Source organism: Psychrobacter sp. CAM01, from assembly GCF_032842965.1.
Lineage (GTDB): Bacteria > Pseudomonadota > Gammaproteobacteria > Pseudomonadales > Moraxellaceae > Psychrobacter > Psychrobacter celer.
In genome coordinates this window covers 127,488-140,458 of record NZ_JAWJBL010000005.1, presented here as the reverse complement: position 1 = coordinate 140,458, position 12,971 = coordinate 127,488, and the positions used below count along the sequence as shown (strand labels likewise).

The following is a 12,971-nucleotide window of genomic DNA, read 5'->3' as shown; positions in this document are numbered from 1 at the left end:
CCCCACATCAGCAACAATAACCGTATCTACTATTCATAATAAAAAGGACACTCAATGAAACTGCGCATTCTAAAGTCTGCCGTGACCAACCCTTGGTTTAACCTCGCCACCGAAGATTGGATATTTAACACGCTCAACCCCGACTCGCACACGCTATTCTTATGGCGCAATAGCGAGACCGTGGTTATTGGGCGCTCGCAAAACCCGTGGGTAGAATGCAAAATTGACAAAATGGAAGAAGACAACGTGTTTTTGGCGCGGCGGCAGAGTGGCGGCGGCGCGGTGTTTCATGATTTGGGCAATACCAACTTTACCTTTTTATCACCCAAAAACGACTACGACCAAGAAGCGAACTTTACCATTATTATTAACGCGCTGAAAAAATTGGGCATAGAGGCGGATTTATCTGGGCGTAATGATATGCAAGTTGGTGATAAGAAAATATCAGGCAGCGCCTTTAAACATGCCGCCGATCGCAGCTTTCATCATGGGACATTACTCGTCAATGCCAATATGCAAAAGCTCGGCGACTATCTCAACCCCCATCCGCTTAAACTCAAAGCCAAAGGCATTAAATCGGTTCGTGCGCGCGTGGCAAACTTGATTGAGTTTAATGAGAATATCAATCATGAGATTTTATCGGATGCGATTATCGAAGCGTTTTACGAATATTATAATGATACCGCGCCAGTAGAAGAGTTGGATGAAGCCAGTCTCGCCAAGCAGCCAGCGCTCAATAAATACTATCAACAAATGGCAGATTGGGATTGGCGTTTTGGTAAGACGCCTGAATTTAGCCATCATATCGAGACGCGATTTGATTGGGGTATTATTGATTTGCACCTTGATGTCAAGCAAGCAGTGATACGCGACGTGGTTATCTTCTCTGATGCGCTAAACGTTGAATTGATTGATCTATTAAAAGAAACATTGACTGATATCAAGTATGATAGACATGAAGTAAAAGCCAAGCTTGCTGAACTGGGCCAAGCGCATCCTAAACTGGCAGCACAGATAGACGATGTATCTGCGTGGCTGACTAGTGAGATGGAAGGTTAGGTTTTTGCTTGATATCTGTAATGAATGCATAGACTCAACTTCCTTTTGCAGCCAATTACTCAAAAGCATCTATACTTTACGCCGACTGAGATTGCCATATAGTCTACACCTTTAAATAAACTTAAGTTTGATATTTAGCATCATAGCCCTCTATAATGTCAGACAAATAATAGACTCAAGTTAAGGGTCCAAACTTTAAGCGTTTAAGCAAGGTAGCACTATGGCAGCCTATATCACCGTCGGCGCAAAGACCTCTCACGGTGGGACGGTCATCTCCGGTTCACCGAATACCACTCATAACGGTATCCCTGTCGCGCGTAAAGGCGATAAAGTCATCTGTAAAAAATGCAAAAAGGTCACTACTATTGTTAGTGGCGACCCGTCGTTTACTGTCGATGGTGCGCCTATCGCACGTGGTGGCGATGTCACCAGCTGCGGCGCGAAACTGATTGCGATTCAGCAGTCATTTGCTGAGTCGGATTTTGAGGTAGGCAGTATTGCGCAGGCAGAGCCTTTGGTGTTTCCGAAGTCGAGTATGAGTAATTCATTTGTAGATGATAATGAGCAAGAACTCGAAGAAATTCACTTCGCTATTGAAGTAATTGAGTTCAACCATAAAGAAGATTCAATAAGCAATTATGGTTCAGAAGGTAACTCTAGCAATATTGCAGTCGATGAATACAATAACGAAGGAGACTATTTAGGTAGCTATAATCTAGCAGATCAACCTAGTGATCTATTGGTTTCTGATTCAACTTGGTATAAAGAAAAGGGTATTGGAAATCAGCTCTCTGCTCTTGCGTCAGATTCATATCAAGCAGCTGTTGATACTGTAACTTCATATTGGGGTGGCACTAAAAAGAAAGGGAAAGAGTTTGGTGAAAACACGGTCAATGTTGCCAAGCATACTAAAAATGCCATGATTATAAACCTTGGCGTTATAGAAGCTGGATTAAAGGACTTCCCCCAAAGAACTAAGGCCTCAGCAGCAACTGCCATGCTACGATTTGGCCAAAGATCGAGCGTAGACTTTGTATATATAGTTGGCGGAGGCGGTATTAAACACTTCGCTATAGAAACCTCAATGGTTGTGAATGTGCATAATGGAAAAGTATATGTGCCTGTAGCTGCAAATGCTAACGTTAGCACTAATAAGGCACTTTCTATTAGTGCCCAAATAGGAGTTGGGCGTATCATAAACAGGAATGGAGAAAGCCGTACTGATGCCACTGATATTATACTATCAGGGCAAGGCCATTCATATTCGGTTGAATTTGGCCCCGCAAGTACTGCTTTTGAAACTACTCATGACGGAAAAGTAACTGGAGGGATTTTCAGTTTAGGTAAACAACTCTCTCTAGGAGGTAATAAAAAGAGTTCCTCTTTTGGCGCTGGTAAAGGCTCTACAAATATGGAAGCAGCAGCAGATATGAAATATAACTCTGCAAGAAATATAATCAAGTATGTAGGAAAATAATCAGTGAAAATAAGAGGTAAAGAATATAAGTTATCTGATATTTCACTTATTGCTTTCGTTATTATTTTATTTATATGGACTGTAGACTTAGAACCAAATAAAGAGCTTGAAATATACCAACAAGAATTGGCTGAGAAAGAAAGCTGGCTCATATCCGAACTTGATAGAATTACTAAGTTTATGAACTTCAAAGTAAGCGATAATAGTCATTCTAATAGGAATGTATGGTACACATCCAGATATGCAAGCCCCGAGTTTGAAAAGAATAAACTATTACATTTACATAGCTTTCTTCTTAAAGAAGGCTGGGTAGATATGACTGATAAAATTGACAAAAATGATTATATAGCTAATACCTCAAGTAGATCTGATAAAACAGCCAAACGTGTCCGTATTCTATGTAAGGATAAAGCTACCATTTTTATGTATATGACCGACATGCAAAATGATTATCTTATTGATTTATTTAAAGCCCGTACTTTGGTGGAGCTTAAGTACGATTACAGCTTACCTTGTTATGACTTAAATGAGCCATAGTATAGTCATACTAATGCCAGATAATAAATAACTGAGGATATTTTCCCCAGAATTTCATTCTAGATAAAAAACAATTTTTCCGAAGGAATTATAATGTATCAAAAAAAAATCTATACTTTAATTCAGTCTTTATTACTAACCACGGTATTATCCAGTAGCTTAATAACTTCTGCTTGCTCAGCGGAGTCATCAAACATCCCTATATTATCAAATCAAAGCACTGCTGCTGAGATATACGAGCTTGGCCTTGCCTATTATGAGGGTGACTCAGTCCCTGAAGATGATGACAAAGCTTTTGAACTGTTTCAAAAAGCTGCTGATCAAGGCTACGCACCTGCTAAACATTATCTAGGTATTATGTATTATGAAGGTTTGGGCGTAGAGCAAAATTATCAAAAAGCATTTGAGTGGATTGAGCAAGCTGCCAACCAAGGATATGCTAATGCTCAATTCGATCTTGGAGTTATGTATCATGAAGGTATTGCTGTTAAGCAAGATGATTTCAAAAAACTTGAATGGCTTCAACAAGCTGCTAACCAAGGATACACTGATGCTCAATTCAATCTCGGGATTATGTATCATGAGAGTATTGGTATTGAGCAAGATTATCAAAAAGCAATGCAGTGGTATCTATTAGCAGCTAACAATGGATCTTTTGATGCTCAAAATAATATTGGTAATTTTTACGAATACGGTTATGGCGTACCGCAAGACTATAACAAAGCTTTTGAGTGGTATACCAAAGCCGCTGATCAAGGGTTAGATTTAGCACAACTTAACATCGGTGGTCTCTACGAAAACGGCTATGGCGTCCCGCAGGACTATGACAAAGCTTTTGAATGGTATCAAAAGGCCGCCGATCAAGGCAATCAACAAGCCAGTAATCGAATCGGTAGATTGGTTATGAATGGTAAAATCGACGATGAAGGTATCATTATTTATAGCACACAAGAAACGGGACTCACATTAGGTGATATCGAAGAACCCCTATAGAATTAAAAAGGGTCACAGTTTACGAAGTAAAAAACGGCAGGAGATCCCTCCCCTACCGTCCTTTCAATTTAAAATTTTAATTCAAAAATTAAACTTTTAAATACTCGCCGCAACCTCAGCGCCATCACGAATCGCACGTTTGGCATCTAGTTCAGCGGCGAGCTTTGCACCGCCAATCAAATGATACTGCGCGTCTGGCGCATCACCGACATTTGGCATCAACTCTACCACTGACTCTTGACCGGCACAGACGACCACGCTATCGACACGCAGCAGCTGGCTTTGACCTTGGGCATTGGTCACCCAAATGCCCTCGTTGGTGATTTTGTCATACTGTACGCCTGCGACTTGGATGACGCCGTGCGACTTGATATGCGCGCGATGCACCCAGCCAGAGGTCTTATTGAGACCGCTACCCAGACGGCCTTTAGTGCGCTGCATCAGGTACACTTGGCGAACTGGCTTAATAGCTTCAGGCTTAATCAAGCCACCATCGGTTTGGTAACTCGTATCCGAGGTCACGCCCCACTCTTCGCGCCACTCGCTGATAGACTGCGGCTCTGGGCGATAGCTTGGGTCTTTTAGCGTCTCAGGACCAAGCTCATCCAGTGGCTGGCCATGATTGGCCGTTAGATATTCACTGACATCAAAGCCAATACCACCTGCACCGATGACTGCAACCGTCTCGCCAACTGACTTTTCACCAGACAGCAGCTCAGCATAGCTGATGACTTGGGGCAGCTCAGCACCTTCTAGCTTGCCTTCAAGGCTTCTTGGCACCACGCCTGTGGCGACAATAACATGATGGAATTTTGCTTTTTCAAGCATATCTTTATCGACTTTGGTATTGAGTTTAATCTCAACGCCTAAGTGCTCAAGCTCATTGATATAGTAGCGAATGGTCTCAAAGAACTCTTCTTTACCAGGGATGACTTTGGCATAGTTAAACTGACCGCCCAAGACGTCTTTGGCCTCAAATAATGTCACATCATGCCCACGCAATGCTGCGACATGAGCGGCTGACATACCAGCGACGCCGCCACCGATGACTGCGACTTTTTTCGGATTTTTGGTTTTCTTATAAACCAATTCCGTCTCATAGCAGGCTTGTGGGTTGACCAGACAAGTCGAGCGTTTATTCTCGAACGTATGGTCGAGACAGGCTTGGTTACAAGCGATACAAGTATTGATGCGATCCGTCTGACCTTTTTTGGCTTTATTAACCCAGTGCGCATCGGCTAAGAACGGACGCGCCATCTGAATCATATCCGCCTGACCACTGGCGATGATATCCTCTGCCGTCTCTGGCATGTTGATACGGTTGGCTGCCATCATTGGGATACTGATGTGCTTTTTAATCTCAGCGGTGAAGTCGACAAAAGCGGCGCGCGGCACGCTGGTGACGATAGTCGGTACACGCGCTTCATGCCAGCCGATACCGGTATTCATGATGGTGACGCCCGCTTCTTCTAGCGCCTTGGCGACTGTGATGACCTCATCCATGACGTTGCCGTCTTTGACCAAGTCAATCACTGACAAACGGAACAGAATGATAAAGTCTGCGCCCACTGCCGCACGAACGGCTTTGACCACATCGACAGCAAACTTCATACGGCCATGAATGTCGCCGCCGTATTGATCGCTGCGTTTATTGACATGACGAGACAAAAACTGGTTGAGCAAATAACCCTCTGAGCCCATAATTTCGACACCATCATAGCCTGCCTGCTTGGCAAGCTTGGCGCAGCGTGCGTAGTCCTCGACGGTTTGCTCGATGTTTTTGACGCTCATCTTGCGCGGTTTAAACGGCGTGATGGGTGATTTGATGGGGCTTGATGACACGATAAATGGATGATAACCGTAGCGGCCACTGTGCAAGATTTGCATGATGATTTTGCTATCAAACTTATGTACCGCACGGGTGACGCGCTGATGGTTGATGACGTCCATTTTGCTATTCATGGTGCCGCCAGCGGGTAGCAGCCAACCTTCGCGATTGGGCGAGATACCGCCTGTAATCATCATCGCCACGCCGCCCTTTGCGCGCTCTGCAAAATAAGCCGCCAGCTTGCCATAATTATAAAAACGGTCTTCAAGGCCGGTGTGCATCGAGCCCATGACCAGACGGTTTTTTAAGGTGGTAAAGCCTAAATCTAATGGCTCAAATAGATGTGGATAGTGGTCGTTTGCGCGAGCAGTTTCTATGGTTTTGGCAGTGCGGCTGGCTGTCATATCATTTTCCTTATGAATGGTTTGTGAGAATACTTTTAAGCTGGCTGAGCGTGCAAAAGTTCCGCTTTTATATCAGCTGGGCTGCAGGATTGAGCATTGCTGATATCCTAACACACCGCTATTATTATCAGCTACGCGGACAAGCGACTGATGAGTGGGCAATATATTGCCGCGATAGATGGACAATACGGTTTTTGACATTTGTTTGAATAACCGCCATAAAACCTGCCCCATTTTTGGTACGATTGGCTATAATAGCGGGGCGCTGCTTTTTACTCAGCCAAACAGTCGGTCAAGCAACCAGACAAAAAGCCTGTCGCCTGTGACGCAAAACTCACTCTACTCAGCGGGCCATTCAGTGACACGCTAGGCAGTTTACTGATAGTAGCAGCCATTCAGTGGCAAGCGTTGTCGTTGAGTGACTTTACAACTGCCACCATGCGACTGCGATCAGTTTTGCGCAGGCTTTGAGCCAATAACTCTGATGACCAATGCACCGCACGTGAGTCACGTTTTACCAATAATTCGATGATATTGGCGTCGCTGTGTTATTTTGAGCTGACTTTAGGTTGAGCTAACTTAGCAGCCGCTTCGCTCACCCCTTGCACCATCGCATTATAGAAATACGATAAAGGACTATCCTAATGACAGACTTTCATACAGGTCTTGGCAAAACGTCTGCCAATCACCAACCACTCACTCCTATCGACTTCATCATCCGTAGCGCGCAGGTCTACCCTGACAAGACCGCCATAATCTACGACGATCTGACGCACAACAATCTTACCCAGAGCTGGCAACAAACTTATGATCGCTGTCGTCAGCTGGCTGATGGTCTGCGCAAACTGGGTATCGATAAGAATGATACCGTCGCGGTGATGATGCCAAACACCCCAGCAATGGTCGAATGCGCCTTTGGGGTGCCGATGTCAGGCGGTGTGCTTTGTACCCTTAATACCCGTCTCGATATCAATGCGCTTAGCTTTTGTTTGCAGCATTCAGAAGCCAAGGTATTGATCTTGGACAGTGAGTTTGCTGAGCATGCCGAGATTATCGATGAGGCCTTTCCCAATCTTATCGTCATTCATGCGACAGATGCCGCGATCGATACTGAGCGTTTTGGTCAAATGAGCTACGAAGAGCTCATCGCCAGCTCAGACAACCTAGACAACTGGGAACGTCCATCGGATGAGTGGGATGCTATCGCCCTTAACTACACCTCGGGCACCACGGGCAAACCAAAAGGCGTGGTCTATCACCACCGCGGTGCCACGCTTAACGCTGTATCCAATATTTTAGATTGGGATATGCCCAAGCACCCGATGTATCTATGGACACTGCCCCTATTTCACTGCAATGGCTGGTGCTTTCCTTGGACCATCGCCGAGCGCGCCGGTGTCAACGTCTGCCTGCGCAAGATAGATGCAGATTTGATTTTGCAGCTGATTGCCAAGCACCAAGTGACGCATTACTGCTCAGCGCCTGTGGTGCACAACATGATCGCAGGCGGCAAGGCTGAATATAAAGCAGCCATTACTCATGAGGTCAAAGGCTGGGTGGCTGGTGCGCCGCCCTCTGAGACCATGCTGGCGGCGATGGAAGCCATGGGCTTTCATATCTCGCACGTCTACGGTCTCACCGAAGTCTATGGGCCAGTCACCATCTGCGCTGAGCAGGACGAGTGGGAGACGCTGGATGTCGCTGGCCGCGCTCAGAAAAAATCTCGTCAAGGCGTGACCTCGCATCTGATGACGGGTTTTGAGCTGTTTAAACAAGGCACCACGGAGCCAGTCGCCGCTGATGGCGAAGAGATGGGCGAGCTGGCCCTGCGCGGCAATATGGTGATGAAAGGTTACCTAAAAAGCCGCAAAGCGACCGAAGAAGCCTTTGCTGATGGTTGGTTCCGTACCGGTGACTTGGGGGTCAAATACCCTGATGGCTATATCAAAATCATGGATAGGCTAAAAGACATCATCATCTCAGGCGGCGAGAATATCTCAAGTATCGAGGTCGAAAACGTCTTATACAAAATGCCTGAAATCCAAAGCTGCGCCGTCGTCGCCGCACCGCACGACAAATGGGGCGAAGTGCCCGTGGCCTTTATCGAGATTCATGCTGGTAGCACCTTGCAGCGCGACCATGTGATGGAGCACTGCAAGCAGTACTTGGCAGGCTTTAAAGTGCCCAAGTACATTATCTTTGCTGAAATACCTAAAACCAGCACGGGCAAAGTACAAAAATACGAGCTGCGCCAAGCGGCCAAATCACTGGCACACGAAACACCCAAAGTCACCGCCAGTGCCAAAGCATAGCCATTAATCGTTTTATATCAGTACTGTAAAAAGGTCAGCCTAACGACTATCGTTAGGCTGACCTTTTTGATGCATAAGTTTTGATATATGGGTATTGTCACTTAAGTCACCAGCGCTCAATCAAGCTTTGGCGCCACCCACTGATAGATGAGCATACCTGCTAGCATAGCAGCGGCAAATACATACGCTTGCCAGTGCCCTGTCCCCAGTAGCACAATGCTTGGGCCTGGACAGATACCCACAAGCCCCCAACCGATACCAAACATCATCGCGCCCATTAGCAGCTTTTTGTCAATCACAGTCTTACTTGGCAATAAGATAAAAGTGCCCGCCCAGCTGGTCTTTTGCCGCTTGGCCAACTGTACACCGATGATCGCCACTAGCAGCCCCCCACCCATCACCAAGGCCAAGGAGATATCCCACGCACCAAAGACGTCCAAAAACCCTTGCAACTTAGCAGGGTCGGTCATGCCTGCTATCAGCAGACCCAAGCCGAATAATAAACCGGCCAGTAATCCAATCATATTTTTTAGCATTATTGTGCCTCATACTTCATCTGTTTATTCAAGCCGTTATAGATAAAACGAGCCGTCTATACTGCGTTAAGTCATTTTTAAAACATACCGAGTACATGCCTGTCCACATACACAGTCACGACACCAAACAACATAAATGTCGCCGTCGCTGCCATTGAACGTTTTGACAGGCGCGCGTTGCCGCAAATACCATGGCCACTGGTACAGCCTGATCCCAGACGCGTGCCAAAGCCCACTAATAACCCAGCAACGAGCAACAAGGGCAATGACGTGGTGATTTCTATATCCGGCAGTGGTCGCACCAGACTATATAGTAAAGGCGAGACGATAAGCCCTACGATAAACAGTATCTGCCACATCTCTATATTTTTGGGTTTTAGCACGCTTGACACGATACCGCTGATGCCGGCAATACGCCCAATACCCAATAGCAAAACAACAGTCGATGTCCCTAGTAGCAGACCGCCAACCAAGGATATCGGCGTAAAGGCCAGCCAATCTATTTGTATACTCATAATATTTACCTAAGCCAATTTTTATCAAAAATAAAATACATTCGTTTTACATAAATACATTATATAATAAAATATAATAAAAGGGTAAAAAAATACTGAACCCAATGATTATGGGTTCAGTATGTGATGTGAATGATGCCCAATCAGATAAATGGTGATTAGGGCATGCCTTCAGTTTAATACGAGCTATTAACTGGCCAATACTTCATCTAGCGCAGTTTCAAAGCGCTGCACTGCGCCGTCGATATCAGTCAATTTATCCAGACCAAACAGACCTAAGCGGAAGGTTTTAAAATTATCAGGCTCGCCGACTTTGAGCGGCACACCAGAGGCGATCTGTACGCCAGCCGCCGCAAACGCCGCGCCTTTATGCATGTCATCACGGTCAGTATACGAGACGACCACGCCTGGTGCTTGATAGCCTTCTGCTGCCACGCTCGCAATCCCTTTGGCTTCGAGCACTTGACGAATGCGCTTACCCAGCTCCCACTGCGCCTCACATAACTGATCAAAGCCGATTTTTTTGGCTTCATTGACGGTGTCGCGGAACTGACGCAAGCTGTCAGTGGGCATCGTCGCATGATAAGCATGGCCGCCGTTTTCATAGGCGCGCATGATATTTAGCCATTGTTTTAGATCAATACTAAAGCTGTCCGACTCGGTGTTGTCTACTTTTTGTACAGCCGCCTCACTTAGCATGACCAGTCCTGCGCCTGGGGTGCTGCTCCAGCCTTTTTGTGGGGCGCTGATCAGCACATCGATGCCCAAGTCTTTCATATCAAGCCAGACACACCCTGAGGCGATACAGTCAATGACCAGCAAGCCACCAACGCTATGGACCGCCTCGGCCAATGCCTTGATATAGTCTGCTGATAAGATAATGCCTGATGAGGTTTCGACATGCGGGGCAAACACCATGGCAGGCTTGGTTTCTTTAATTTTAGCGACTGCGTCTTCGATCGCGACAGGGGCGAACGGCTTTGGCGTATCGCCGTCTTCGCGGTGTGCTGTCAGTACCGTTGATGACTTAGCGATTTTGCTTTTGTCTAAAATTTGCGTCCAACGATAACTAAACCAGCCGTTACGAATGATCAAGCAGTCTTCATCATTGGCCAGCTGACGCGCCACAGCCTCCATACCATAAGTACCAGAGCCAGGAACGATGGCGACCGCATCGGCATTATAAACAGATTTTAGGTCAGCAGATAAGTCGTTCATGACTTGCTGAAAGGCTTTTGACATATGGTTTAGGGCGCGGTCAGTATAGACCACGGAGTATTCTAGTAGGCCGTTTGGATCAATATCTTGACGTAAGGCAGTCATGGGATGCTCCTTGCTCGTTGTCGGATTTTTGGATGGGTATAACCTGTGTTTTTCGCCCCATTGATTATAGGGGGTAATCTACCAAAAAACCAACCCGTGTTTAGTGAACGGGCGAGTAAGACATTTAGCGGCGGCGGTGGGCGTCTTGGAGTCCAGAGACCACAAAATCTAGCAGCTCACTGTCGCCTTGGCGGGCGGCTTTGCGCATGAGCTTAGATGGTGCGTGGGTCAGCGTTTGGGTAAGTCGACGTGACAGCTCGGTGAGGATATCTTCGGGATCGGCATTGTCTTGCTGTAGCTTGGCGATAGAGGCCTGTAGCAGCTTGTCCACCTGATCATGAGTACGGGCACGGTACTGCTGGATGTCTTTACCAACTTGACGGACCTGAAAACGGCGATCCATCTCAACAACCAGCTGACTGACCAGCAACTCAGCATCGACAGCCGCCTGCCTGCGCTGCTCGATGTTGCCTGCAATCACATGCTGCAAATCATCGACCGAGTACAGATATACATCATCGATACGGCCGATGGTCGAGTCGATGTCGCGCGGTACTGCCAAGTCGATCATCAGCATCGGCTGATAACGACGGCGCTTGAGTGCCTGTAGCGTCATGGTTTTATCGATGAGTACATCCATACTGCCACTACAGCTACTGACAATATCGGCCTCACCCAACACTTGTGGCAGCTCCGCAAGTGCTCTGACCTCGACGCGGCGATTGGGATGGTGCAATTCGGCCGCCAAGGCTTCGGCGCGCTCAGGATTGCGATTGCAGATAATCACTCGCCCCACACCCAGCCCTGCGATATGCGTCGCCACTAAGCGGTTCATCTCTCCTGCGGCAACGACCAATAGCGTCCGACTGGGCAAATCATCAAATATCTGCGTGACCAGCTTGGCTGCAGCAAAGCTAAGCGATACCGCTTGCGCGCCTACTTTGGTCTCATTTCGCACGCGTTTGGCCGCGGCAAAGACCTGATCGACAATCCAGCTGAGCTGATTACTCAAGACCTTTTGGTCTTGTGCCAAATGGACGGCGCGTTTGATTTGACCAAGGATTTGCGGCTCACCCAAGATCATCGAGTCCAAACCTGCAGCCACTCGCAGCCAATGCGTCAGAGCATGAGTATCACGGTGCACGTATAGATGAGGCTCAATCTCGGCCAGTGGCAGCTGTTTAAACTCAGCCAGCCATGTTTTTATCTTGATGATATGAGCGCTGATGGCGGCGGCCGATAGAGTGGTGCTGCTAGTTGTGGCGGCGTTGGTTGCAGACTGGGCAGGCTCGCTTTCTACAGGCTGCGGTACCAGTGCATAAATCTCGGTACGGTTACAGGTCGAGACGATCACGCTGCCATCGGTAAAGGCCTCTAACTGCTCGAGTGCGACATTCACATCGTCACCAACAAGCGCCAAGCGCTCTCGTAGAGCGACTGGTGCGGTTTTGTGATTGACCCCAATGACCACTAATCTCATTATTGATAGACCATAAACATGACGCTCACCTGCCAGCCATACGGTGTTTTGATTCTTTATATAAACCAATTCTTATATAGTCGACTCTAAATAAAACAGATACATTGTATTTCAACACGAAACTGTATCGCTTTTATCCTAAACTCACTATATATAATATATAAACAAAAAATACCGTTTGCGACGACAGCGCTAAAAGGAAGAGCTTAAAATCGCCTATTATATCATTATTACCAGCGTTAATTAACACTCACCCACTTCGGATGAGTATTTGCTTGTATCTGGGCACTTGCCCGACAAATCAACCACCTAGGCGACTTTTATGACTGATATCATTACATGACGCCCTGCATCTGTGCTTGTGCGCTGTTTGAGTAACACGGCTGCTATTGTTTATCTTGTCATTCTACTCTTATAATGTTTGACAGGCGCTTTCATCTGAGTATTACTTTAAGTTTTTATCTCAGCCTGCATCATTGAAAACGCACCTTAACCTGACGAACCACC

The 12,971-nt window shown here is 46.6% G+C and carries 10 protein-coding genes; 5 read left to right on the top strand and 5 right to left on the bottom strand.

Annotated elements, in window-relative coordinates; genetic code table 11:
• Positions 1-54: 54 nt before the first annotated feature.
• The 4 genes from R0I52_RS02250 (at position 55) to R0I52_RS02235 (ending at position 4,066) form a co-directional block, all read left to right on the top strand.
• Complete coding sequence (locus R0I52_RS02250; protein ID WP_317052975.1) at positions 55-1,059, top strand: lipoate--protein ligase; 1,005 nt, start codon at positions 55-57, stop codon at positions 1,057-1,059.
• Positions 1,060-1,279: 220 nt separating this feature from the next.
• On the top strand, positions 1,280-2,536 hold the full coding sequence (locus R0I52_RS02245) for a PAAR domain-containing protein (RefSeq protein WP_317052974.1): 1,257 nt from the start codon (positions 1,280-1,282) through the stop codon (positions 2,534-2,536).
• A gap of 3 nt (positions 2,537-2,539) precedes the next feature.
• On the top strand, positions 2,540-3,073 hold the full coding sequence (locus tag R0I52_RS02240; RefSeq protein ID WP_317052973.1) for a hypothetical protein: 534 nt from the start codon (positions 2,540-2,542) through the stop codon (positions 3,071-3,073).
• Positions 3,074-3,166: 93 nt separating this feature from the next.
• Positions 3,167-4,066 (top strand): tetratricopeptide repeat protein, encoded by a 900-nt coding sequence (locus R0I52_RS02235; RefSeq protein ID WP_317052972.1) that lies wholly within the window; start codon positions 3,167-3,169, stop codon positions 4,064-4,066.
• A 96-nt stretch (positions 4,067-4,162) separates the two neighbouring features.
• Here the strand turns inward: R0I52_RS02235 and R0I52_RS02230 are convergent, their stop codons facing one another.
• A complete protein-coding gene (locus R0I52_RS02230; RefSeq protein ID WP_317052971.1) occupies positions 4,163-6,298 on the bottom strand; it encodes an NADPH-dependent 2,4-dienoyl-CoA reductase in 2,136 nt (711 codons plus the stop codon).
• Positions 6,299-6,942: 644 nt separating this feature from the next.
• Between R0I52_RS02230 and R0I52_RS02225 the strand changes: the two genes are divergently transcribed.
• On the top strand, positions 6,943-8,610 hold the full coding sequence (locus tag R0I52_RS02225; RefSeq protein ID WP_317052970.1) for an AMP-binding protein: 1,668 nt from the start codon (positions 6,943-6,945) through the stop codon (positions 8,608-8,610).
• 116 nt (positions 8,611-8,726) lie between these two features.
• On the opposite strand, the gene R0I52_RS02220 is transcribed toward R0I52_RS02225, so the two are convergent.
• From R0I52_RS02220 to hemA, 4 genes are all read right to left on the bottom strand, one after another.
• Positions 8,727-9,146: a DUF6691 family protein gene (locus tag R0I52_RS02220; protein ID WP_178377951.1), complete on the bottom strand. Its 420-nt coding sequence runs from the start codon at positions 9,144-9,146 to the stop codon at positions 8,727-8,729.
• Positions 9,147-9,223: 77 nt separating this feature from the next.
• Complete coding sequence (locus R0I52_RS02215) at positions 9,224-9,661, bottom strand: YeeE/YedE family protein (protein WP_317052969.1); 438 nt, start codon at positions 9,659-9,661, stop codon at positions 9,224-9,226.
• Between the two features lie 189 nt (positions 9,662-9,850).
• Positions 9,851-10,984, bottom strand: a complete 1,134-nt coding sequence (locus R0I52_RS02210) for an aminotransferase class V-fold PLP-dependent enzyme (protein ID WP_317052968.1) — start codon at positions 10,982-10,984, stop codon at positions 9,851-9,853.
• A 124-nt stretch (positions 10,985-11,108) separates the two neighbouring features.
• Positions 11,109-12,464 (bottom strand): glutamyl-tRNA reductase, encoded by a 1,356-nt coding sequence (hemA, locus tag R0I52_RS02205; protein ID WP_317052967.1) that lies wholly within the window; start codon positions 12,462-12,464, stop codon positions 11,109-11,111.
• Between the last annotated feature and the right edge of the window lie 507 nt (positions 12,465-12,971).